Genomic DNA, 23685 nt, shown 5'->3' with positions numbered 1-23685 from the left:
GGTCGCCGGGCTCGTCCACGCGATCGCGCCGGAGATCCCGGTGGAGCGCCTTGTTGAGATCGTGGCTGAAGTCGCACCCGTGCCGCTCACCCAACGGCGTCTCGAACTCGCACTCCTCAAACAACCTGGAGTCCTCGAAGGGCGACACCGGAACGTACCGGTGACGGTGCAGGATCTGGCCCACGCTCTCGTGAACGAGGGTGCCGGGCGGGTCGTCTTGCCTACATGCGATTCCTGTGGACGTGCCGTTCGGATGCCTCACAAGACGCCGACCGGCGGTCGCCACTGCTCGCGCTGTGAACGGAATGCCCGATCGGTCGCGTGTGCCAGATGCGGACGAGTTCAGCCCGTGCAGCGCACCGTCGATGGGCAACGGTTCTGCCGGGACTGCTGGCGAGCCGATCCGCGGTCGTTCGGCGACTGCTCGCGATGCGGGCAGAACGCCACTATTATCGTCCGTCGCCCCGCGCTCGTCTGTCTCGCGTGCTACACCGCGCCGGTCAAGATGTGCGAGGTCTGCGGGGAGCCGGGCCGCGTAGCGACGCACCTGGACGGCCGACGGGTCTGCGCCCGCTGCTACTACGCGATGCGACGCCCCCAGCCGTGCCCGGAGTGCGGGCGGAAGGTGTTCCTCACTGGCTTCATGAATGGGCACAAGGTCTGCGCCGAGTGCGCAGGAGCTCCCGTGACGATGGCATGCCCGGGATGCGGGACGATCGAAGAGGTGCGCAAGCACCGGCTATGCGTAGAGTGCCGGCGATCTATCGCCATCCAGCAACTGCTTGCGGACGACAGCGGAGAGATCCGCCCCGAGCTGCACCCGCTCGCGGAGTATCTGGTGACGCACCACGGCAGTGCGATCTCCCTCGAGCGGTGGCTGCACAAGAGCCGCTGTGCGGTCGTCCTCCGTGAGCTCGCCGATGGCACGCTGCCCCTCACCGCGGACGCGATCATGACCAGAGCGCACGCCGGCCAGTCCGTGGCATTCCTGCTCTCGCTCCTCATCCGCTCAGGCGTACTGCCCGATTTCGACATCCAAGCGGCGAGGTTCGAGCACTGGTTCCAACGGTGGCTTCCGACCGTCCCCCATCCCGAGGACCGGCTCCTCCTACGGCGGTACTGCACCTGGGAGCTGCTGCCGTCGGGCAGATCACTCAGGGGCAGACCAGCTACGGCCGTCCGATCCGGCTCCACCTATCAGAAGGTGCGTGCGGCGCTGAAGCGGTGCGCGGCCCTCCTGCAGCAGATCCGCGCGAGCGGCGAAACGCTGACGACATACCCGCAGCGATCTCTCGACGGCTTCCTCACCGGTTCGCCCTCACAACGGGATGCCCTCGCGCCGTTCACCCGGTGGCTGCGACGGCACCGCCTGAGCCGCCTCCGGGTCGAGTTCCGCAGCCATCGCCTCGAAGGGCGCGACTACGCCGCCGACCATCGGTGGACGATGGCACGCGCGTTCATCACGCGAGACGACATGGATCCCGTGACGCGAGTCAGCGGATTGCTCGTCCTGTTCTACGGGCTCCACCTGACCCGCATCGCAGCGATCACCCGCGCACAAGTCGATACGACCGCGCGCCCCATGACGCTGACGGTCGGAACTGAACCGATCGAGCTGCCCGTAGTCCTCGCCGAAGCAATGGTCCAGCTGCTCGACGGCAACCGCTCCGACACTTGGCTCTTCCCGGGCAGGAACCCGGGCCGACCGATCACCCCCGGGCCGCTCAGCCGTCGACTCCGTCAAGAAGGACTCCTCGCCGGCAGCGCTCGTGTCACCGCGCTGATGGACCTCACCCGACAACTGCATCCTCGAATCGTGTCCGACCTGCTCGGCATCACGGCGTCATCAGCTGCCGCCTGGGCACGCCTCTCCGGGGGCGAATGGTCCGACTATCCCGCGCTGCGCTCAACCTCGACCTGAGCACCAATGGCCTCCCGCTACGCTTGCGCCTCCAGTGGGACTGCCTGAATTATCGGACAGACCCCCGGGCTTGGCTACAGATAGCGGCAGACCTGATCCGAGCTGCACGTGTCGGGCTCGACGTGCTCGGCCTGGTCGCGGAGCCCGGCGAGGGTGTCGCGCAGGTCGTGGAGCTGCCTGAGCTGCTCGTCGATATCGGTGAGGCGTGCGTCGAGGAGGTCGCGGACGTGGCTGCAGGGCGCTTGGCCGTGGTCGCGGATGTGGAGGATCTGCTGGATCTGGGCGAGGGTGAGTCCAGCGGCTTGGCCGCGGTGGATGAAGTCGATTCGGGCGATGGTCTCGGCGGTGTAGTTGCGGTAGCCGCTGGGCGTGCGCCCGGCCGGCGGCAGGAGCCCCTGGTCCTCGTAGAACCGCAACGTCTTCGCCGTGGTGCCGGCCGCGTCGGCGAGCTCTCCGATCCGCATTCCCCGCCCCCCCTTTTCGCTGGTCGCAAATTTCGTGCTTGACCTTCCCCTGTGGTGGAAGGTTCATGATGAGTGTATCAGCGGGATGTTCCAAGATGTCCAGGGAGGAATAAGGATGCCATCGAGGTTTGATCTGGCCGTGATTGGGTCGGGTGGCGCGGCATTCGCCGCGGCGATCCGCGCCACCACACTGGGAAAGTCGGTGGTGATGATCGAGCGCGGCACGTTGGGCGGCACGTGCGTGAACACGGGGTGCGTTCCGTCCAAGGCGCTGCTCGCGGCCGCCGAGGCCCGCCACGTGGCCGCGGATGCGGGCTCCCGGTTCCCGGGGATCGCCGCCACCGCTGGCCCGGTAGACATGCACGGGCTGGTGGGTGGCAAGCAGGACCTGGTCGAGGCGATGCGGAGTGAGAAGTACATCGATGTGGCCGAGGCCTACGGCTGGCCGGTTCGCCAGGGCGAGGCGGCGTTCGCCGGAACCCCGGACGCGCCGGTCGTCGAGGTCACCGCCGCGGACGGCACCGTCGAAACCATCGAGGCCGCCCACTACCTCGTCGCCACCGGCTCCCGCCCGTGGGCTCCGCTCATCGAGGGACTGGACGGCGTCGGCTACCTCACGTCGACGTCGGCGATGGAGCTGTCCGAGGTCCCGGGCTCGCTGCTGGTGCTCGGCGGCGGCTATGTGGCCCTGGAGATGGCCCAGCTGTTCGCCCGGCTCGGCTCGAAGGTGACTCTGCTGGTGCGGTCCCGGCTGGCGTCGAAGGAGGAGCCGGAGGTCTCCAAAGCGTTGCAGGGAGTTTTCGCGGACGAGGGCATCCGGGTTGTCCGCCGCGCTGTTCCCACCCGCGTCACCCGCGACCCGGGCACCGGCCAGATCGTCGCCGCGGCCGAGGTCTCGGGCGGCGTGCAGGAGTTCCGTGCCGACGAGATCCTCGTCGCCCTCGGCCGCGCCCCGGTCACCGACGGGCTCAACCTCGAGGCGGTGGGGGTGAGCAGTGGCGAGGCTGGACAGATCGTGGTCACCGACCAGTTGCAGTCCTCCAACCCTCGCGTCTGGGCGGCTGGGGATGTCACCGGGCACCCCGAGTTCGTCTACGTCGCAGCCCGGCACGGCACGTTGGTCGCCGAGAACGCCTTCACTGACGCCAGCACGTCGGTCGACTACACGCGGATGCCGCGGGTCACGTTCACGAGCCCTGCCGTCGGCGCGGTCGGGATGACCGAGAAGGAGGTCATCGCGGCCGGGATCCGCTGCGACTGCCGTGTCCTGCCACTGGAGTGCGTGCCCCGCGCACTGGTGAACCGCGACACCCGCGGATTCATCAAGATGGTCGCCAACGCGGACACCGGCGAGATCCTCGGCCTGACCGCGGTCGCCAAGGACGCCGGCGAACTCGCCGCCGCAGGTGTCCACATCCTCGGCAAGACCATCACCGAGGTCGCCGACGCGTGGGCCCCGTACCTGACCATGGCCGAAGGCATCCGGATCGTCGCCAAGGCCTTCACCACCGATGTGTCGATGCTGTCCTGCTGCGCCTGACCGCGCGCCAGACAGCGGATCCACCCCATCAGAAACTGGAGCCTCGCCCGCTCCTCGATCGGCCCGCCCGGGTCGAATCGATCTCCCCGGCCAGCGGCGACACGATCCGCGTCACCGTCGACTCGACCGCCGGTGTCACTAGCGTGGAACCGGCGACCGCGGTGGTGTCCTTGGTCAGCCCCGAGGCCATGCACTCGATTCGCTCCTCGTTCTGCAACCAGGTCCACTACTTCGCTTCCCGCGAGGACGCCGCCGGATGGCTCACGGAACACCCGATGGCCCAAATCCTCACGGTCGCCGATGCCTTCGAGGTTGGCAGCACCCTGATCACCGAGATGCTCGAGCGCCCCCGGACCGGTGCCGACGAACTGTCTGGAAGCTGCTGCGGTCCCGAGACCTGCTGCTGAGACGGCACCACGAGAGGACAGAACACCAATGCCTCCCAACCAGGACGACCAGCGAGGCGGCCGTGGCCTGCTCCTTGGGGCCGTCGCCGCACTGCTCGTGGTCGGCTGCTGCGCCCTCCTTCCACTTCTCGTCGTCGGAGGCACGATCACAGGGATCGGCACCCTCCTCCGCAACCCGTGGGTGATCACGGGCGGTGCCGCACTCCTGATCCTCGCGGTGGTTGCAAGCATCGTGATGACAGCGCGTGCCAGGCGACACCGCCGCGAAAACGACCCCGACTGCTGCCCGCCCCTTCGCCCGACCATAACGAAGACAGACCCGAGGCGAAGGGAAACCGGAACCAAATGATCATGGCCATTAGACCCCGGCATACGGCCCGCCCGATAGGCCCCTAGCCAGCAGGCAAGTCGCCGATCAACGCGCGCGAACTCTGATGTGAAATCTAAAGGTCATCCGCATGGTCCCGGATCAAGCCGTCACGCGGCGGCGACGTCCTGCGCGGTCACGTGCTTGCCTTCCGCGTCGACGCGGCGCGCAGGCCGTTGAGGATCACGATCACCTCGGCGATCTCGTGCACCAGCACCACCGCCGCAAGCCCCAGGACGCCAAAGAGGGCGAGCGGGAGCAGGGCGGTGATGATCAGCAGCGACAGGATGATGTTCTGGTTGATGATGTGCCGCCCCCGACGGGCATGGGCGAACGCGCGCGGGAGAAGCCGCAGATCGTGACCGGTGAAGGCCACGTCGGCCGACTCGATCGCGGCGTCGGAGCCCGTCGCGCCCATCGCGATCCCGATGTCCGCGGCGGCCAGCGCAGGGGCGTCGTTGATGCCGTCGCCGATCATCGCGACCGGCCCCTTCGCACCGAGCTCTGCGATCGCGGCGGCCTTGTCTTCGGGGCGCAGCTCGGCGCGGACGTCATCGATCCCTGCATGCGCAGCGAGGGCGCGGGCGGTGCGGGCGTTGTCGCCGGTGAGCATGGTCACCCCGATGCCCTGGGTCGCGAGGGTGCGGACCACTTCAGGGACCTCGGGGCGCAGCTCGTCGCGGACGCCGATCGCGGCGACCGGGACGCCGCCGCGGTGGACGATCACGACTGTCATGCCCTGCTCCTCCAGCCCCGCGACCCGGTCGCCGAGGGTCCCGGCGTCGAGCCAGCGCGGGCTGCCGACGGTGATCCGCGCGCCGGCGAGCTCGCCCTCGATGCCGTGCCCGGCCTGCTCGGTCACGCCCTCCGCCGCAGGGGCATCCGGCGCTGCGGCGGTGATCGCGGCGGCGAGGGGGTGGGTGCTGTGCTGCTCCAGAGCGGCCGCCCACGCCAGCGCCTCCGCCTCGCTCACACCGTCCACGGTGAAGACGGCGGTGACGGCGGGCTCGTTGCGGGTGAGGGTGCCGGTCTTGTCGACGGCGACGTGGCGGATCACGCCGAACCGCTCGAACGCGGCACCGGACTTGATGATCACGCCGAACTTGCTCGCCGAGCCGATCGCGGCCACCACGGTCAGCGGCACCGAAATCGCCAGCGCGCACGGCGACGCCGCCACCAGCACCACGAGGGCGCGGGTGATCCACAGCTCCGGGTCGCCAAGCAGCGAGCCGATGATCGCGACCAGGGCGGCGAGGATCAGCACGCCCGGGACGAGCGGGCGGGCGATGCGGTCGGCGAGACGGGCCCGGTCGCCCTTCTCGACCTGAGCCTGCTCCACCAGGTCGACGATCGTGGTCAGCGAGTTGTCCGTGCCTGCCGCGGTCGTTTCGACCTCCAGTGCCCCGGCGGTGTTGATTGCGCCGGCGGAGACGGCATCGCCGGGTTCGACCTCGACCGGGATCGACTCCCCGGTGATCGCGGACGTGTCCAGGCTGGAACGTCCCGTGCGGACGACGCCGTCGGTCGCGATCCGCTCACCCGGCCGCACCAACATCAGCTGCCCGACAGCCAGATCCTTCGCGGCGACCTCGACCGAGACGCCGTCGCGGCGGATGGTGGCGGTCTCCGGGACGAGCTTGAGCAGTGCCCGCAGCCCGCCGCGGGCACGGTCCATCGCCTTGTCCTCCAGCGCCTCGGCGATCGAGTACAGGAATGCCAGCGCTGCGGCCTCCTCGACGTAGCCGAGGATCACCGCGCCGACCGCGCTGATGGTCATCAGCAGCCCGATGCCGAGCTTGCCCTTGAAGAGGTTCCGGATCGCGCCCGGCGTGAACGTCGACGCGCCCAGCAGCAGGCCGATCCAGAACAGCACCAGCGCAGGGATCTCCATCCCGGACCACTCCAGCGCCAGACCGGTGAGGAACGCCACACCGGAGAAGACCGGGACCATGATCCCGCGGTCCCGCCACCAGGGGCGCTCCGCCTCCTCGGCCTCTTCGCCGACTGCGGTCTCAGGCTCGTCGTGCTCGCAGCCGCACGCCGCGCTCACGCGCCCGCTCCCGTCCCGCAGCAGCCCGGCACCGTGCACGAAGCGTCCATGCAGGGCGCATGCTCGTCCACCGCGAGCGTCACGTCCACCAGCGCGGTCAGCGCCGCCGCGAGGTGCGGGTCCGCGATCTCGTAGCGCGTCTGCCGCCCTTCCGGCTCGGCGACCACGATGCCGCAGTCGCGCAGGCAGGTCAGGTGGTTCGAGACGTTCGAGCGGGTCAGCTCCAGCTCACGCGAGAGCACCGCCGGGTAGCTGGGGCCGTCGAGCAGGGTCATCAGTATCCGGGAGCGCGTCGGGTCCGCCATGGCCCGGCCGAGCCGGTTCATGACGTCGAGACGTGGAGCAATAGTCAGCATGCACTGATCATACAGTGTTGACTGAACTAATCCCAGGATGAATAGTGCACCCTGCGACATTCGGCCCTACCAGTAACCCCGCGGGCGCGCAGCAGCAGCCCGGCGTTTTCGAGCGCGCCGAGGACGCGGACGATGCTGGTGGTGTTGCAGGACACCACCCGGGTCAGGTCCCGACCGAGCGCGGTGGCGTAGTTGGCCTGGGCGACGAAGGAGTGCCCGGTGGTCGAGTGCGCTTCCCCGCCCTGCACGATCACCTTTACTCCCGCCGCCTGGTAGCGGGGCAGGTTTCCGGCGGCGACGTGCTTGGGGGTCGTATCGACGATCACGTCGCTCTGCGCGAGGAGATCGTCGAGGGTTCCCTCGGGGCGGATGCCGGTGTCCACCATGCCGCTGTGCGCGTCGGGGGTGGCGGCGAATACGGGCAGCCGCGGGACGGCGGATTGTATTCGCCAGTCGGTGACGATGTCCGCGACGCCCACCAGGTGCATGTCGGGTTGGGCGTGGACGGCGTCGGCGACCCTCTTGCCGATCACTCCGTACCCGTTGACGCCGACTCTGATCCTGTCCATCTTCGTCTCCTTTCGTGGTGTTCTTGAGCCGTGCGCGGGTCAGGGGCGGGGTCGGCGGCGCCGCAGCGTCCACAGCAGATAGCTGCCGAGGGCGCCGATCGTGCCGGTCCCGGCGCCGATCAGGACGCCTTCCCGGGAGCGCCATTTCGTGTTCCCGCCGACGAGGGTGCCGATCCCGCTGATCAGCGCGGCGGCGATCATTCCCGCGACGACACGGTTGCCGACGCGTTCGGCGCGCCCGACGAGAGGTTCCAGCTCCGTCGCGCGCAGGTGCACCTCGAACCCGCCGTCTTCGAGGAGATGCCGGAGCCGGCTCAGGGTGGCGGGCAGCTCGGTGAGCAGTGCCCCGGTGTCGGCTCCCGCGCGCGCCCATCGCCGGGCCAGAGCCGGCAGGGACAGCTGGGCGCGGGTGAGCTGCTCAGCGTAGGGCTGCAGGGCGTCGAGCATCTGGAAGTCCGGATCCAGCCGCGCCGCGGTCCCTTCGGCCATCATCAGCACTTTGAACAGCAGCGCCGTCTCCTGCGGAAGGTGCAGCTGGTGCTGCTGCAGGATGCCGAGCAGCTGCTGGAGCATGATTGCGAGGCTGATCTCCGACAGCGAACGGCCCCGGTAGCGGGCCGTGAACGCGGTGATCGCCTGCCGCAGCCCTGCCCGGTCGACGACGTCGGCGGTCCGGGAGAGTTCTATCAGGGCGGTGGTGAGGGTGTCCGGGTCGTCGCGGGTGAAGGCGAGCACGATGCCGGCGAGGCCGTCCGTGGTCTGTTCGGTGAGCTCCCCGACCATCCCGAAGTCGATCAGCGCGAGCGCGCCGTCGGGCTGCACGAACATGTTCCCGGGATGGGGGTCGGCATGGAAGAACCGGTTGTCGAACACCATCGTGAGCACGATGTCGGCACCCAGCCGCGCGAGTGCGACCCGGTCGATGCCGGCGGCGTCCAGGCCCTCCAGGTCGTCGATCCGCACCCCGCTCATCCGCTCCAGGGTCAGCACGCGCGAGGTCGTGGTCTCCCCGTGCACGCGGGGAATCCGCACCCGCGCCGCGTGGGCGAACTCCTGCGCGAACCGTTCGGCGTTGCGGGCCTCCTGCAGGTAGTCCAGCTCGGCACGCAGCGTGCGGGAGAACTCCTCCACCAGCCCGGGCAGGTCGTACTGCCGGATGGCATCCCAGCGCCGGTCGGCGCGGTCGGCGAGGTTGCGGAGAATGTCCAGGTCTTCATGCACCTGCGCGACCACGCCGGGCCGGCGCACCTTCACGACGACCTCGGTGCCGTCGTGAAGAGTTGCCGCGTACGCCTGCCCGATGGACGCCGCCGCCAGCGGCACCGGGTCGAACTGGGCGAACACGTGCTCTGGGTCGGCGCCGAGCTCTTCACGGAGCACGTCCCGAATGCCCTCCCACGGTGCCGCGGCGACGTCGTCCTGCAGTTTGGCGAACTCGGCGACCCATGCCGCGGGGAGCAGATCGTGCCGGGTGGAGAGGATCTGGCCCAGTTTCACGAACGTCGGCCCGAGCTCCTCCAACGCGACCCGCACATGCTCGGGGTTCGTGTAGGGGTCCTCCTGCCGGGCGTGTCCGAGGGCGCCGCGGTGGAAGGGCACCAAGCCGCCCAGGCCCAGCACGCCGGCCAGGACGCCGAGTCCGTGCCGGCGCAGCACGGCCCCGATCTGCCGGTACCGGCTACTCCCCGCGCCCATCAGCTCACGCCCCTCTCGGCTGGAGTGCCGGCCGATGCTCGTTCGAGGATGAAGTCGACGCGCGCGTCGGGGGCGAGTGCGGGGACGGTGACGACGGGAAAGCCCAGCTCCTGGTACACCAGCCCGAGCAGGTCGTGGATGCGCCGCTGCGCGGCGGGGTCCTCGGTGCGCGCGTAGTCGGACGCCAGCGGGAGCAGGTCAAGCAGGAACACCGTCGCGTACCGGGCGCCGGCCAGCGCGCCCAGCAGGGCGGTGCCGGGGGCGAGGCCGAGGAAGCGGTAGTAGGCGAGCGAGTCCGGCAGAGCACGGTCCAGGAACACGGTCTGTTGCGGGTCGAGGGAGCGTTCCTGCTCGATCTGCATGTCGACGACGGCGCGCTGGAACTCGCTCTGCCGTGCCCGCACCTCCGCGGTGCTGCGCCCGGTGATCCGTTGCAGGTCGATGTAGTGGCGGGCGTGCTCGATTGTGGTCGTGTACCCGCGGCCCCGCAGCAGGTTGACCGTGGTGGTCTTGCCCGAGCTGGGACCGCCCGTCACGACGCGCCAACGGGTGGTCTGTGCGGGCCGCGGCTCCTGGATGCCGGTCATGACCTCACCCTACACCCTGTACCCCTACAGGGTATGGTAGATTGTGGGTGGAGGTGCGAGATGGCACACGGGTATGTGGACAACAAGCCGGCGCTGCTGGCGCGGCTGAGCCGCGCGGAGGGTCAGGTGCGCGGGATCGCGCGGATGATCGACGAGGACGTGTACTGCATCGACGTGCTGACCCAGGTGTCGGCGGCGACGAAGGCGCTGGAGTCCGTCGCGCTGTCGCTGCTGGAAGACCACCTCGCGCATTGCGTCGCGCAGGCGACCGCCGAAGGCGGCCCGCTCGCGGAGGAGAAGCTCCGCGAGGCGAACGCCGCGATCGCGCGCCTCGTGCGCTCCTAACGTCGTCCCCACTCACATCGTTCAACGCTCTTGAAGGGAGCACATCATGACCGGACAGGGATTCCAGGACCTCGGCCTGCAGGCGACCAGCACCGGCGGTGGCTGCGCCTGTTGCAGCCCCACCTCCCACGCCACGGCAGCCACCGACACCGGCGCGCCGGCGCAGCAGACGGCGGCGGGTGAGACCGTGTCGGCGCAGTTCCTGGTGGAGGGGATGACCTGCGCGCACTGCGTGCGTAGCGTCACCGAGGAGGTCTCCGCGATCGACGGTGTCTCCGACGTCGCGGTCGATCTGCACGCCGGTGGCGTGTCCACGGTGACGGTGTCCAGCGCGACGCCGGTGGATGCGGAGCGGGTGCGGGCGGCGGTGGAGGAGGCCGGGTACAGCCTCGCCGCAGCCTCATGAGCACGCTGGACGTCGATCTCGACATCACCGGGATGACCTGCGCGTCGTGCGCGACGCGGGTCGAGCGGAAGCTGAACAAGCTGCCCGGGGTGGAGGCGACGGTCAACTTCGCCACCGAGAAGGCCCGCGTGCACTCGGAGGCCCCGGTGCCGGTGGAGGAGCTGATCGCGGCGGTCGAGCAGGCGGGGTACGGAGCGAGCCTCCCAGCCCCGCCTGTGCCCGACACGGCTGAGCAGACCATCCCGCGGGACGATGAGCTGGCGTCGCTGCGGCAGCGGCTGATCGTCTCGGCGGTGCTGGCGGTGCCGGTCGCGGTGCTGTCGATGATCCCCGCCCTGCAGTTCACCTACTGGCAGTGGCTCACGCTCACCCTGGCCGCGCCGGTGGTGGTGTGGGGGGCGTGGCCGTTCCACCGCGCCGCGGCGATCAATGCCCGGCACGGGGCGGCGACGATGGACACTCTGATCAGCGTCGGGGTGCTGGCCGCGTTCGGCTGGTCGCTGTACGCGCTGTTCTTCGGCGGTGCGGGGATGCCGGGAATGCGGATGAGCGTCACCTTCGTCGGCACCCCGCAGGCCGGTGGCCACGAGGTGTACCTGGAGGTCGCCGCGCTGGTGACCGTGTTCATCCTCCTCGGCCGCTACCTCGAGGTTCGTGCCAAGCGGCAGTCCGGCGAGGCCCTGCGCGCCCTGCTGGAGCTCGGCGCCAAGGACGCAGTGATCCTCCGCGAAGGCACTGAGCAGCGCGTCCCCGTCGCACAGCTCGTTCCGGGTGATGTCGTGGTGGTGCGGCCGGGTGAGAAGATCCCCGCCGACGGCCTCGTCACCGAGGGAATGTCCGCGGTGGACGAGTCGATGCTGACCGGCGAGTCCGTGCCGGTCGAAGTCGCCCCCGGCTCCCGCGTGGTCGGCGCGACTGTGAACACCGGCGGGCGCCTGCTCGTGCAGATCACCCGCGTCGGCGCCGACACCGAGCTGGCCCGGATGGCGCGGCTGGTCGAGGAGGCGCAGACCGGCAAGGCCCAGGTGCAGCGCCTCGCCGACCGGGTGTCGGCCGTCTTCGTCCCCATCGTCATCGTCCTCGCCCTGGTCGCGTTCGCCGGGTGGCTGATCGCGGGGGCGCCCTTGGAGGTCGCCTTCACCGCCGCGGTGACCACCCTGATCATCGCCTGCCCGTGCGCGCTGGGGCTGGCGACGCCGACCGCTCTGCTGGTCGGCACCGGCCGCGGCGCCCAGCTGGGCATCCTCATCCGCGGACCCCAGGTGCTCGAGCAGACCCGCCGCATCGACACCGTCGTGCTCGACAAGACCGGCACCATCACCGCCGGCACCATGACCGTCACCGGCATCCACCCCGCTCCCGGCACCGATGAGGCGGAGCTGATCCGGTTCGCCGCGGCGCTCGAGCACGGCTCCGAGCACCCCATCGGCCGCGCCATCACCGCCGCAGCCGACGGCCCGACGGATGCCGTGGAGTCATTCGCCGCCGAGGCCGGTCAAGGCGTGCAGGGCATCGTCGACGGACGCCTGGTCGCCGCCGGCCGCGCCTCCTGGATCACCACCCAATGGGCGCTCCCCATCCCCGCCGAGCTCGCCGCGACCATCGCGGCGGACGAGGCGGCGGGGGCGACGGTGACGGTGGTGGCGTGGGACGGGCAGGTGCGCGGGGCGATCAGCGTCGCCGACACCATCAAACCCACCAGCCGTGAGGCGGTCGCACGGCTCCGGGAGCTCGGGTTGACCCCGATCCTGCTCACCGGCGACAACCCCGGCGCCGCCCGCGCGATCGCCAACCAGGCCGGGATCGAGGACGTCCGCGCCGGGGTCACCCCGCAGGGCAAGCTCGACACCATCCGCGACCTGCAGGCCGCGGGCCGGGTGGTCGCGATGGTCGGCGACGGCGTCAACGACGCCGCAGCCCTCGCCGCCGCCGACCTCGGGATCGCGATGGGCACCGGCACCGACGCGGCCATCACCGCCGCGGACCTGACCATCGTCTCCGGCGACCTGATGCTGGTCCCGGACGCGATCCGGCTGGCCCGCCGCACCCTGGGCACGATCAAGGGGAACCTGTTCTGGGCGTTCGCGTACAACGTCGCCGCGATCCCGGTCGCGATGCTCGCCCTGCTCAACCCCATCCTCGCCGCCGCGGCAATGGCGTTCAGCAGCGTGTTCGTCGTCACCAACAGCCTCCGCCTGCGCCGCTTCCGCCCCCTGCCCACCCCGACCCGTGCCGGCGCCCCCGCCACCCGAGAGCCCGCGCCCGTCCAGGCCTAACCATCGCTCGAGAAGGAGACACACCATGTCCCACGACCACGACCACGACCACTCCGGGCACGACCACACGCACGGGCACGACCATGGAGGACACGAGCATGGTGCGCACGAGCATCACCATCACGAGCCGCCGGCGGGGGCGACGAACCTGGTGACCTGTCCGGTGATGCCCGGCAACCAGGTCGACCCGGCCTGGGCCGAGCAGCGCGGCCTGTTCCGCGACTACCAGGGCAGCCGGTACTGGTTCTGCTGCGCCGAGTGCGGGCCGCTGTTCGACGCCGACCCGGCCCGCTACGCGCACGCCGCCTGACCGGCCAGATAACCCGGTCGGAGATAGAGGGTGGACACGGCGGTCGGGCTGGTGCAGGCGTACCTGCGGGTCAACGGCTACTTCACCGTCGCCGAATACCCCGTGCTGGACGCCACCGGTCCCGGCGGTCCCCGCACCATCACCGACCTGGACATCCTCGCCGTACGGCTGCACCGCGCACCGGGAGCGTCCGGGACCGTCGACGCACCGCTGGACCCGGCCCTGGGTGCCGGGGGCGGAGCGGACATGATCGTCGGCGAGGTCAAGGAAGGCCGCCCGCACCCCAACCCGGCGATGCGGGACCCGGCCGTGCTGGAAGCCGCGTTCACCCGGTTCGGGTGCTGCGCCCCGACCGATGCCGCCCGGCTGGTCGCCGAACTGCTGGAAACGGGACGGACGGTGGCGCCGGAAGGGCGCACGATCCGCACGGTCGTGTTCGGCAACCCCACCTCCCCGCCCGGGGCGGGGGCGCCGTGGCACACCGTCCCGTTCGCCCGGGTGCTGCGCTACCTCGAAGACCACCTGAGCGCGCACTGGGGCATCCTCGGCCGCACCCAGATCAAGGACGACACCCTCGCCCTGCTGGCCCTGCGGGAGAAGGCCCACCGCGCCGCGACCGGCGCCTCCCGCCAGGGCACGGACCGGTAGGGCGGGTCATGGCGGGGGAGCGTGTGCACACGCAGGGGGAGCCGGTGTGGGTGCGCACCCGTGGCGGGCGCGCCCCTTATGCGATGGTGCTGCCGGGCCCCGCCGGGGCCCCGGGTGCCGACGGTGGTGTTCGAGGCGGGATCGGCGGCGACCCGCTCCACCTGGGCGTCGGTGCAGACCCGGGTCGCCGCGTTTACGCGGGCCGTGGTGTATGACCGGGCGGGGCTGGGTCGGTCCGTCCCGGATAGTGCAGGGCGCACCCTGGACCGGATGGCCGACGACCTGAACGATCTGCTGGACGGCCTCGAGCCGAGCAGCGGGTTCGTGCAGGTGGGGCATTCCGCGGGCGGCCCGATGGTGCGGCTGGCCGCGTCCCGCCGCCCGGACCGGGTGGCCGGGCTGGTGCTGGTGGATCCGACCGATGAGGCAGCGGACCTCCTGTTCGGTATGCGGTTCCGGGTCGGGGAGAAGATCGTGATCGCCGTGGAGTGGGTGCTGGCCCGGGTGGGGATGCTGGAGCGGTTCTTCCGGTTCCTCGGGGAGGGGATGCCCGAGGATGTGCGGGCCGATCTTCACCGGGAGGCGTTCCGGCCCGCGGTGGTGGTCACCCAGGGTCGGCAAGCGCGCACCTTCCTCACCGAGCTGCACGCCTGGCAGGGCGACCCGCCGGCGCTGCCCGATGTCCCGGTCACCGTCATCTCCGGCAGTCTCGCGGACGGGATGCCGCGACGGGTCCGGGATGCCGCGACCGCCGCCGGGCGGTATCGGGCCGCACAGTCCCGGCAGGGCCGGCACGTGGTCGCTGCCCGCTCCGGCCACTACATCCCCGCCACAGAACCAGATCTGATCGCTGCGGAGATCCGCCGCCTCGTCCTCCCACCCGCAGGATAACCCCGGGTTGTCTGGCGGGCATGCCTAGTCAGGCCACAGCAGGGGTGCGCCGCCGCCAGGCGATCGCGCCGGTGAGGGCGAGACCACCCAGCCCACCCCACAAGGTGACAGCGGAGACGCCTTGCCCGATGAGGACGGCGGGGGTGATGCCGGTGCGCAGGTCGGTGTCGGCGATCAGCGCCCCGGCCTGTCCGGCGGGCAGACCGGTGAGGGTGCTGCCGTCGGGGCGGATGATCTGGCTGGTGCCGACGGTGGAGACGTTCACCACGGTACGGCCGGTCTCTACCGCGCGGATCCGGGCGACCGCGAGCTGCTGCAGGTTCTCGTCCGTGCCGCGGAAGTCGGCGTTGTTGGTCTGGAACACCAGCAGCTCCGCACCGGCGGTGATGCTCTCGGCGATGACCTCGTCGTAGATCACGTCGAAGCAGATCGCCAACCCCACCGGCACACCGCCGACGGTGACCAGCGGCACGTCCGTGCCGTGCGCGTAGTCGCGTTGCAGCAGCCCGACCAGGTCGGGGGCGAGCAGGGTGTAGAACGCCCGGTCGGGCACGTACTCGCCGAACGGCACCGGGTGGCGTTTCGCGTGCGTCTGCACCTGCTCCCGCTGCGGCGTGGCACCGGTGGTGGCCGGGTCCCACAGGAACGACGTGTTGTAGATGTTGCCGCCCGCCGTGGTGGCCGCGTTCGCCAGCAGCGGGGCACCTGCCCGGGTGCTGATGCCGGTGAGATACTCGGCCAGCCACGGGGTCTGGAACGGGTCAGCATCCAGCCCTTCCGGCCACACCACCAGATCCACATCCGCGTCGAGCACCGGGCCGGTCGCGTCCCCCTGCGCCCGGGCGATCGCCCCCACGGTGCGCTGGTCGAAGTACCCGGACGGGCCGTTGCCTTGCACCGCCCCGACCCGCATCGTCCCGGCCGGTGTCGTGGGAAACGCCGGGACCAGGACCAGCATCAGGGTGGTGACGGCGGGTACGGCGGCGGGGAACGGGCGACGCCACCGGCCGGTCCGGATGGCTTCGATCGCGGCGGCGACGGTGAAGACCATCAGGAAGGTGAGCCCGCTCACCCCGACCCAGGACACCGTCTGAACGAGGGGGCTGTCGGCTTGGGTGATCCCGAGCCGCGCCCACGGCAGCCCCCCGTACGGCCAGGCGCCCAGCAGCACCTCCCGGCCCGTCCACAACGCGGCCACCAGGCCCGGCAGCAGGAGCAGGCGTCCGACCGGGCCGGGGGCGGCGCGCGGCACCCACCGGTAGGCGAGTGCCAGCGGGATGATCCCGACCGCGGTCAGGGTCCCTTCCACCACGGTCAGTGCCGCCCACGGCACCGGCCCGAGATACCGGGTCGTCCAGGACACCAGCAGCCCGAAGAACAGCAACCCGAACACCGCCCCGACCGCCACCGCCCCCCACACGCTCCGGCCGATCAGGGCGAGAAGCAGCAGCCCGGTCGCGGCGAACGCGGCCGGCCAGAATCCCACCTCCGGGTAGGCGAGATCCATCAGCACCGCCGCGGCTGCCGCGACCGGCAACGCCATCGCCAATGGCATCACCGCCCGGGCGCGGCGGTTCGGCGGGGTGGGTTGGGGGCGTCCGTGCGGGTCCTGGAGGGTCGTCGGGGTGGCGGTCATGGCCGGTCCGCGATGGTGCGGGCGATTACGGCGGCGTCCCGGGACACCCCGGCGAGGGTGTCCGCTCCGGGGCGGCTGTGGGCGGGGATCCCGGCGACGAACAAGCCCGGCAGCCCGGTCATCGCCGGGCGGGACCGGGCTGCGGTCGCCTCGGCGGGGAGCCAGTCCTCGCCGGGGTCGTACCCGGTGGCGAGGATTACCGAGTCCGGGGCGAGGGTGCTGCCATCGGCGAACGTGACCTGCCCGCCGTCCGCGCCGGTCACCGCCGGGGCGACCGCCACACCCGCGTGACGCAGCGCATGGTAGCTGTCGCCGAACACCGGCTGCACGGCGGGTGGGCGACCCAGCCAGGACGAGCCTGCCCGGGCGTGGACGGGGAAGGTACGGGCGGGTCGGTGCGGGCGCCGGGTGCGGACCGCGAGGGTGACCTCGTGGGAGGTGGATAGCTCTCGCGCCAGCTGCACGCCGCTGTTTCCGCCGCCGACGATCAGCACCCGCCCGGTGGGCACCTGCCGGGGGAATTGGTAGTGGGCGCTGTGCAGCACCACCCCGGGCACCCGCAGCTGCTGCGCCCACGCAGGGATGCGGGGGTGGGTGGCGGCGCCGGTCGCGCACACCACGTTGCGGGTCTGCACGTCGCCCTCTGCGGTCTGCAGCTGCAGCACCGACCCGTGACCGACGCGTTCCACCCCGACCACACGCAACCCCCAGAACGGGTCCACCCCCAGGGTGTGCTGCACCTGGTCCAGGTAGTTCGCGATCTCATCCGCCCGCGGGTGCTCGTGCGGGTCCACCGGTAGAGGCCGGACTGGCAGCGTGCTGTGGCGGGCGTCGGATAGCAGCCGCATCGAATGCCACCGGGACGCCCAACTGCGTTGCCGGTCCGTGGCGGCGTCGACGACCACGAACTCCTGCTGCGGCCGGAACCCCAACCCGATCAGCGCGGCGGCCACCGCGAGCCCGGCCTGCCCGGCCCCGACGATGATCGCCCGCCGATGCGTCAACCCCGACCGCATCACCACCCCCTCCCCGCAGAAGAGGGCCGGGGCGGGAATGGACGGAGGATGATCGCGCCGGCGCCGCGGCGGGACGGGGCCGGACGGGGCCGAGCGGGGCCGGGTGGGCGGCGGTGACCGGCCGCAGCCGCCGGCACCGGACCGGCGAAGGGGGCCGCCGTGATACGGGTCGTCACGACATTCTCCAAACCTAGAAATCGGCATCACACAGCGCCCGCACACGGGCGGGCGGGAAGACGCCGCCCATGGGTGGGCGGCATGCCGGATCTCAGGTTCGGGAAATCGACAACAGCAGCAGTGAGGGCGCGGCCGGACGCCGCGACACGGGCACCGGCACCAGCAGCGGCGCGCGCACCGGACGGGATACCCGCAGTATCCGCAGCCGGCCCTGGAGCCGGGAAGCCGTCACGGCCGCCAGTACCAGCAGCGTGCACACCACCCCGATCAGGCACCCCCACGCCCCGGACGCATCGACGGACACCCCCGCAGAGGACGACGCCGTCCGGCCCTCCACCGGTGCCCCCGAGTCTGGGGTAGAGCCGGTCGCGACGGGGGAGCCCGCACTGGTGTCGGCGTGCGCGTCAGCCGTGGTGTGGGAGGTGGTCCAGCCGCCGATGATGAGCACAAGTGCCAGGCCCAGGATGGTCAGCAGCCGCCCCGACCACCACCCCGCCGCGATGACCCGGTCGGGCCGGGATCGGGGGTCGCGGGGCATAGTCCCTCACTGTACCAATCCGACCTTTGCGTCTCCCGGATCTCGCCCGGCCGCAGGCCTTCCACGCCTTCGCCGACAGAGCAGCCACATCGCGTCCACCGGCACGTCGTTCTCGATTATCGGCGAACGACGTCCGTCTCCTGAGCGGAAGGATCAGTGCCCTCGGGGTGCCGTGGTGTCGGTCAAGGCGGGCAGCAGGATCGCCGTGACGCCGTCGGGGTCGAGTCTGCCGGTGCGGACTTCTTCGGCGGCGCCGTTGAGGACGGCACGGGTCGCTGAACTCCGCCGCGATCGTCTCGGCTGCGTCAGGTTCGCCCCACCGGGCACGTGCACCCGTCGGCACCCGAGGCGGCGCCGATTGAAAGAATACCTATAGGGGGTATAAGGTGTGGGGGAGTCGTGTGCGAGGGAGAGGCGGGCGAGGTTGATTCAACCGATCGACTATTTCCTGGTCGCCTGGTTCGTGCTGGTCGCGATCAGCACGATCTGGGTCGGGGTGGACCAGTTCCGTCACAACCCGGAGCCGGCGGTGATGAAGTGGGGCTTCATCCTGGTCACCCTCTACCTGGGGCCGATCGGGGCGCTGCTGTATGTGCTCGCGGACAAGGAGCCACGGCCGGGAGAGCATGAGGAGTTCACCCGGCCGCTGTGGAAGCAGGGCATCGGCTCGACCATCCACTGCGTCGCGGGCGATGCCACCGGCATCATCGTCGCCGCCGTCGTCGTCGCGTCGCTGGGCCTGCCGATGTGGCTGGATCTGATCATCGAGTACGCCGCCGGGTTCGCGTTCGGGTTGTTCGTGTTCCAGGCCCTGTTCATGAAGAACATGATGGGCGGCAGCTACTGGCAGAACGTGCGCCGCTCGTTCCTGCCCGAGTTCATCAGCATGAACTTGATGATGGCGGGCATGGCGCCGGTGATGTCGCTGCTGATGATGGGCCGCGACATGCGGGCCATGCTGCCCACCGAGTTGCTGTTCTGGGCGGTGATGAGTTTCGGGATCGCGGTCGGGTTCGTGCTCGCTTACCCCGTGAACGTGTGGATGGTGAAGAAGGGCCTCAAGCACGGTCTGATGACCGTCCGCCCCCAGCCCGCCACCCACCCCCAGGAGCATGACGCGCACGCGCAGCACAGCCCGCGGCCGGAGGCGCACGCCGGCCACGACCAGGCGGCGGGCGGTGCGTCGTCGCCGGGGTCGGGGCATGAGGCGCACCAGCCTTCTGGCGCCGGAGCGGTGACCGTGCCGCAGCTGACCGTGGTCGGCGCGTTCTCCGCGATCGCGCTCGTGGTCGGGATGGTCGCCCCCGCGAACGCCGTCAACATGACTCTCAGCGCGCACGACGTCGGTGGGCTGATCATGCCGCCCGGGATGATCATGACCCGTGACACCCCCGCCGAGGCGATGCGGGACATGGCCGCCGTCGACCCGCGGGCCGCGACCGCCGCGTACGACGTGGACACCCGCGGTGATGAGGTGCTGGAACCTGCCCGCGTCGAGGACGGGGTGAGGGTGTTCGAGCTGACCGTGTCGCAGATCCGCTGGGAGATCCTCCCCGGCGTCACCGTCGACGCGTACGCGTACAACGGGCAGATCCCGGGGCCTCGGCTGCAGGTCACCCAGGGCGACCGGATCCGCATCGACGTGACCAACGAGCTCGACGAGTCCACGACCGTGCACTGGCACGGCCTGGACGTGCCCAACGAGATGGACGGGCCCGCCGGGATCACCCAGGATCCCATCCAACCCGGCGACACCTACCGGTACGAGTACACGGTGAAGCAGTGGGGCACGTTCTTCTACCACTCCCACGATCACGCCGACCGGCAGCAGGCCCTCGGCCTGTACGGGGCGCTGATCATCGACCCCGCCGACCCTGGCCTGCAGCCGCCTGCCGATCGCGAGTACACGATCCAGCTGCAGGAGTGGCTGTCCCGGGAGGGGCTGACCTATCCGGCGATGCCGATGGAAGGGGGCATGCCGAACTACTTCACCATCAACGGGAAGGCGTACCCGGCCACCGAGACCATCGACATGAAGGTGGGGGAGACCCTCCGGGTGCGGTTCATCGGCTCGAACACCAACGACATCCACCCGATGCACATCCACGGCGGCCCGTTCACCGTCGTCGCCCGCGACGGGGCGGCCCTCACCACGGCGCAGCAGTTCCAGGCCGACACGATCAACGTCGGGCCGGGACAACGCTACGACGTGCTCTGGAACGCGCTCGAGCCCGGCCAGTGGCTCATCCACTGCCACATCAACCACCACACCACCAACAACAACGTCGAAACCGACGGCGCTGGCGGCCTGACCATGATCATCAACGTCACCGAATAACCCCACGAACCGAAGAACCGCCGCCGTTGTGGTCGCCGTTGCCGCGTCGAGTCACGTCCGCGCCCTCCGGCAGCACAGCAGGCGGATGCCAGGGGTGCCCAGCTCATCGTGCCCGACCGTTTCGGTTGCCGGGGGCCGAGATCGCCCGCCCGCCCGCAACGGGGCGCGGTGACCTCGCCGTGGTCAGGTGGTCGCGGGAGGGAGGACGCGTCGGCGGCGGGCGACGGTGACGGCCGCGGCGACCGTGAGCGCCGCCGAGACGGCGAGGAGCACGGCGCCGAGGAGGATCTGCCCCGGTGGCGGGGTGGCGGCAGTGACGGGCTGGTAGAGGTTGCGCTGCTGGCTCTGCGGGCCGGTGAGTTGCTGACCGACCGGCACCCACACCTCGAGGGTGCGTTCGCCGGTGGCGAACTGGGCGTACACGAACCACAGCCCCGGTGACGGCAGCGCCAGTTCCCCGGTGAAGGTGCCGGGAGGCGGGGTGCGGGGTTGCGCGCGCAGCGGCGCGGTGAGGTCCTCTCCGGCGCGGCGGGCGACCAACCGGGTCGGGGTGAGGTCGGTGTCGTCGGTGAGGCGGATGCCGGTGATGGTGACGGTCAGCTGCCCGGTGCCGTCACCGGTGACGGTCATCTGTGCGGTGCCGTAGGCGGTGCCCTGGCCGGGGTCGTGCGCCTGCGCGGGTGGGGGCGGGGCGAGGGCGACCAGCAGAAGGGTGAGGGCCGCGGCCGCGGCCCCGGATCGGAGGCGAGTCCCCGGCCGCACGGTGAGGGCGATCATGCTGACGATGATCACCGTGGTGGTGCCGACGGCGGACCAGGCGACGGGGGTGGGTGGGACGCTGCTGATCCCGGTCCCGGAGGCCAGCAGTTGCAGGGTGGTCACGGCGAGGGCGGCCACCGGCCACCGCCACCGGGGGACGGGCAGGGCCAGCAGGAAGAGCCCGGCCACGGCGACCGGCAGGTCGGGGGCGAGCCACCCAGAGGTGGTGAGCAGCACCCACAGCACCACCCGGAACACCAGGTACCCGGCGACGACGAGGACGATGTGGGTGCGGCCGGGGACCAGGGTGGTGATCACCCATGCCGCGCCGAGCGTGGTCGCCAGCAGCAGCGGCAGGTACAGGGTCTCGGTGAACTGGGGCACGTCGGTGTCGTATTCCATCACGATGATCAGCGCCGCCCCGAGCACGCCTGCGGCCAGGGCGATCCGCGGCGGGGCAGGCACGAGCCGGTCGGTGCCGGTGAGCAGGCCGATCAGCACGCACAGGGTGCCGATCACCGACAGCAGGTGCGGGGGCGACCAGAGCACCGCGTCACGCCCGAACGCGGTGTGCCAGAACGCGTCGGCGGGGGCGGTCGCCGCGGTCGCGACCGCCGCAGCGACCGCGAGGGCGAACCCGGGGGTGCGGAACACGGCGGCCACGGAGCGTGTCGCGGCCAGCCGCCGCCACCCCCAGCCGGCGATCACGACCCCGACGGTGAGGATCGACGCATACAGCAGCAGGTGCGGGGGGATGAAGGTGCCGTCCCGGCCGAGGGTGGTGTGCCAGGAGTCGTCCCAATACGCCGACCCAACCCCGGCGGCCGCGGCCGCTGCGGCGACCCAGACGCCCCCGGCCCCCAGCGCCGGGGAACCGCGGGCCGGGTCCGGCTCGGACGGGAGGGGGGCGCGGTCACGGGTGCCGTGTGGTCGCATGGTCTGTCCTTTCAGTGATGCGGCAGGGAGCCGGTCCGCCCCTGCCAGGCGGCTAACGCCATGGCGCCGCTCCCGGCGGCAGCGGGGTGTTAGAGGGGGAGCACGGTGGCTCCGATGAGGTTCTGGATGCTGGAGATGAGGAGTGTCCAGGCTCCGCTGATCATCGCGATGCCGGTGGCGATCATGAGGATCCCGCCGGTGATGTTGATGGTGCGGATGTGGCGGCGCAGGAACGTGATGCTTCCGGTGGCCCAGTTCAGGCCGGCCGCGGCGGCGATGAAGGGCAACCCCAGGCCGAGGCAGTAGGTGACGGCGAGGAGGGCGCCGCGGGCGGGGTTGCCGGTGGTGAGGCTGAGCGCGGAGATCGCGGCGAGGGTGGGGCCCAGGCACGGGGTCCAGCCGAGCCCGAACGCGATGCCGAGCAGGGGAGCTCCGGCCAGCCCGCTGGGTGGGTGGATGGCGGGTTTCGCGGTGCGTTGGAGAAGCCGGAACACGCCGAGGAACACGAGCCCCATCAGCAGGACCACGATCCCGAGGATGCGGGTGAGGAGATCTTGCCAGCGGATGAGCCAGCCACCCAGGGCGCCGAACGCGGCCCCGTAGCCGATGAACAGGACGGAGAAGCCGAGGGTGAACAGCCCGGTCCCGGCCAGCGCCCGCCACCGGGAGACCCCCGCGGTGGTGGTGGTGCCGGTGAGGTAGCCGAGGTAGCCGGGCACGAGGGGGAGCACGCAGGGGGAGGCGAAGGACACCAGCCCGGCGAGGAGGGCGAGGGGGAGGGCGGCCCAGATGCTGCCGGCGGTGATGATCTCCCCCATCAGGGGCTCGTCTCGGCGAGGACGGTGTCGATGAGGGAGGCGAGGGTGGTGCGGGTAGGAAGCTGCCCGATGATGCGGGCGGCCATCCGGCCGGTGCGGTCCAGGACGATGGTGGTGGGCACGGCGCCGGGGGCGGCTTTCCCGGCGAACGCGGCTTGCACGGTGCCGCTGGTGGCGTCCAGGATCGACGGGTAGGTGATGCCGAACTGGTTCTCGAACGCGGCGGCGGTGTCGGCGCTGTCGCGCACGTTGACGCCGATGAACACGACACCGTCGGGCTGGTAGGTCTGGGCGAGGGCTTCCAGGTCCGGCGCTTCGGCACGGCAGGGCGGGCAGGCGGCGTACCAGAAGTTCACCACGACGACCGAGCCCGCCCACGCGGTGGAATCCGCCTGCTCCCCGGTGTCGGTGGTGCCGGTGAAGGCGACCGGGTCGTCGCGCCGGTCGGCGGGGATCTCCCGCACGGTCTCGTCCGCGGACAGATACCCCGGGGACGGGGAGGAAGACAACAGGCCGGGCGTCTGGGCGGTGCACCCGGCCAGGAGCAGGGCGAGCACGCCGAGCACGGCGACCGCGGCGGCGGTGACGGCGCGGCGGGGTGGGCGTGTCAGGGCGGTGGGGGTGCGCATGCGGGG

Annotated in this window: 22 protein-coding genes; 10 read left to right on the top strand and 12 right to left on the bottom strand. The window is 71.0% G+C overall.

The annotated features are described in order from the left end of the window. The first annotated feature begins 349 nt into the window (after positions 1–349). Positions 350–1921 (top strand): hypothetical protein, encoded by a 1572-nt coding sequence (locus tag WFJ17_RS03175; RefSeq protein WP_336647667.1) that lies wholly within the window; start codon positions 350–352, stop codon positions 1919–1921. A gap of 74 nt (positions 1922–1995) precedes the next feature. Here the strand turns inward: WFJ17_RS03175 and WFJ17_RS03170 are convergent, their stop codons facing one another. Next, positions 1996–2385 (bottom strand): heavy metal-responsive transcriptional regulator, encoded by a 390-nt coding sequence (locus WFJ17_RS03170; RefSeq protein ID WP_230114039.1) that lies wholly within the window; start codon positions 2383–2385, stop codon positions 1996–1998. A 115-nt stretch (positions 2386–2500) separates the two neighbouring features. On the opposite strand from WFJ17_RS03170, the gene merA reads away from it, so the two are divergent. Further along, positions 2501–3925, top strand: a complete 1425-nt coding sequence (gene merA, locus WFJ17_RS03165) for a mercury(II) reductase (protein WP_336647666.1) — start codon at positions 2501–2503, stop codon at positions 3923–3925. Beyond that, complete coding sequence (gene merB, locus WFJ17_RS03160; protein ID WP_082829205.1) at positions 3835–4332, top strand: organomercurial lyase; 498 nt, start codon at positions 3835–3837, stop codon at positions 4330–4332. The genes merA and merB overlap by 91 nt, the downstream gene beginning before the upstream one ends. A gap of 503 nt (positions 4333–4835) precedes the next feature. On the opposite strand, the gene WFJ17_RS03155 is transcribed toward merB, so the two are convergent. Genes WFJ17_RS03155 through WFJ17_RS03135 form a run of 5 tightly spaced genes read right to left on the bottom strand, consistent with a single transcriptional unit; the run spans position 4836 to position 9956 of the window. Beyond that, the gene (locus WFJ17_RS03155; protein WP_336647665.1) at positions 4836–6749 is read right to left on the bottom strand and encodes a heavy metal translocating P-type ATPase; all 1914 of its coding nucleotides are present in this window, start codon (positions 6747–6749) and stop codon (positions 4836–4838) included. Next, positions 6746–7105 carry a Cd(II)/Pb(II)-sensing metalloregulatory transcriptional regulator CmtR gene (gene cmtR, locus WFJ17_RS03150; protein ID WP_060960787.1) on the bottom strand — a complete coding sequence of 120 codons (360 nt, stop codon included), beginning with the start codon at positions 7103–7105 and terminating at the stop codon, positions 6746–6748. Before cmtR ends, WFJ17_RS03155 begins: the two co-directional genes overlap by 4 nt. A 26-nt stretch (positions 7106–7131) precedes the next feature. Then, positions 7132–7674, bottom strand: a complete 543-nt coding sequence (locus WFJ17_RS03145) for a type II glyceraldehyde-3-phosphate dehydrogenase (RefSeq protein WP_081767967.1) — start codon at positions 7672–7674, stop codon at positions 7132–7134. A gap of 39 nt (positions 7675–7713) precedes the next feature. Beyond that, positions 7714–9369: an ABC1 kinase family protein gene (locus WFJ17_RS03140; protein WP_036286080.1), complete on the bottom strand. Its 1656-nt coding sequence runs from the start codon at positions 9367–9369 to the stop codon at positions 7714–7716. Then, complete coding sequence (locus WFJ17_RS03135; protein WP_076688263.1) at positions 9369–9956, bottom strand: AAA family ATPase; 588 nt, start codon at positions 9954–9956, stop codon at positions 9369–9371. The genes WFJ17_RS03140 and WFJ17_RS03135 overlap by 1 nt, the downstream gene beginning before the upstream one ends. A 60-nt stretch (positions 9957–10016) precedes the next feature. On the opposite strand from WFJ17_RS03135, the gene WFJ17_RS03130 reads away from it, so the two are divergent. The 6 genes from WFJ17_RS03130 to WFJ17_RS03105 all read left to right on the top strand — a co-directional run bounded on the left by WFJ17_RS03130 (position 10017) and on the right by WFJ17_RS03105 (position 14832). Then, positions 10017–10301 carry a metal-sensitive transcriptional regulator gene (locus WFJ17_RS03130; RefSeq protein WP_005049572.1) on the top strand — a complete coding sequence of 95 codons (285 nt, stop codon included), beginning with the start codon at positions 10017–10019 and terminating at the stop codon, positions 10299–10301. Positions 10302–10347: 46 nt separating this feature from the next. Beyond that, positions 10348–10707, top strand: a complete 360-nt coding sequence (locus tag WFJ17_RS03125; RefSeq protein WP_051498747.1) for a heavy-metal-associated domain-containing protein — start codon at positions 10348–10350, stop codon at positions 10705–10707. Continuing rightward, complete coding sequence (locus tag WFJ17_RS03120; protein ID WP_336647664.1) at positions 10704–12983, top strand: heavy metal translocating P-type ATPase; 2280 nt, start codon at positions 10704–10706, stop codon at positions 12981–12983. Before WFJ17_RS03125 ends, WFJ17_RS03120 begins: the two co-directional genes overlap by 4 nt. A 25-nt stretch (positions 12984–13008) precedes the next feature. Then, positions 13009–13293: a YHS domain-containing protein gene (locus WFJ17_RS03115; RefSeq protein WP_127012866.1), complete on the top strand. Its 285-nt coding sequence runs from the start codon at positions 13009–13011 to the stop codon at positions 13291–13293. Positions 13294–13323: 30 nt separating this feature from the next. After that, positions 13324–13941: a hypothetical protein gene (locus WFJ17_RS03110; RefSeq protein WP_135948657.1), complete on the top strand. Its 618-nt coding sequence runs from the start codon at positions 13324–13326 to the stop codon at positions 13939–13941. A gap of 78 nt (positions 13942–14019) precedes the next feature. Continuing rightward, on the top strand, positions 14020–14832 hold the full coding sequence (locus tag WFJ17_RS03105) for an alpha/beta fold hydrolase (protein ID WP_223849008.1): 813 nt from the start codon (positions 14020–14022) through the stop codon (positions 14830–14832). Positions 14833–14860: 28 nt separating this feature from the next. On the opposite strand, the gene lnt is transcribed toward WFJ17_RS03105, so the two are convergent. The 3 genes from lnt to WFJ17_RS03090 form a co-directional block, all read right to left on the bottom strand. Then, positions 14861–16468, bottom strand: coding sequence for an apolipoprotein N-acyltransferase (lnt, locus tag WFJ17_RS03100; RefSeq protein WP_157532490.1), 1608 nt, complete (start codon positions 16466–16468; stop codon positions 14861–14863). Continuing rightward, positions 16465–17484, bottom strand: coding sequence for a flavin-containing monooxygenase (locus WFJ17_RS03095; RefSeq protein WP_060960843.1), 1020 nt, complete (start codon positions 17482–17484; stop codon positions 16465–16467). Before WFJ17_RS03095 ends, lnt begins: the two co-directional genes overlap by 4 nt. 268 nt (positions 17485–17752) lie before the next feature. Beyond that, complete coding sequence (locus WFJ17_RS03090; protein ID WP_036286063.1) at positions 17753–18199, bottom strand: hypothetical protein; 447 nt, start codon at positions 18197–18199, stop codon at positions 17753–17755. 424 nt (positions 18200–18623) lie between these two features. On the opposite strand from WFJ17_RS03090, the gene WFJ17_RS03085 reads away from it, so the two are divergent. Next, the gene (locus tag WFJ17_RS03085) at positions 18624–20537 is read left to right on the top strand and encodes a DUF4396 domain-containing protein (RefSeq protein WP_060960784.1); all 1914 of its coding nucleotides are present in this window, start codon (positions 18624–18626) and stop codon (positions 20535–20537) included. A gap of 183 nt (positions 20538–20720) precedes the next feature. Here the strand turns inward: WFJ17_RS03085 and WFJ17_RS03080 are convergent, their stop codons facing one another. The 3 genes from WFJ17_RS03080 to WFJ17_RS03070 form a co-directional block, all read right to left on the bottom strand. Further along, on the bottom strand, positions 20721–22232 hold the full coding sequence (locus tag WFJ17_RS03080; protein ID WP_336647663.1) for a hypothetical protein: 1512 nt from the start codon (positions 22230–22232) through the stop codon (positions 20721–20723). Positions 22233–22321: 89 nt separating this feature from the next. After that, a complete protein-coding gene (locus WFJ17_RS03075; RefSeq protein ID WP_284530406.1) occupies positions 22322–23050 on the bottom strand; it encodes a cytochrome c biogenesis CcdA family protein in 729 nt (242 codons plus the stop codon). Then, complete coding sequence (locus tag WFJ17_RS03070) at positions 23050–23679, bottom strand: TlpA family protein disulfide reductase (RefSeq protein ID WP_336647662.1); 630 nt, start codon at positions 23677–23679, stop codon at positions 23050–23052. Before WFJ17_RS03070 ends, WFJ17_RS03075 begins: the two co-directional genes overlap by 1 nt. Positions 23680–23685: the final 6 nt, after the last annotated feature.

The sequence above is a fragment of the Microbacterium sp. MMO-10 genome (assembly GCF_037148715.1).
In the GTDB taxonomy this organism is placed as follows: Bacteria; Actinomycetota; Actinomycetes; order Actinomycetales; family Microbacteriaceae; genus Microbacterium.
Note: the sequence above shows the minus strand (reverse complement) of the source record. Positions and strands in the feature narration are given on the sequence as shown.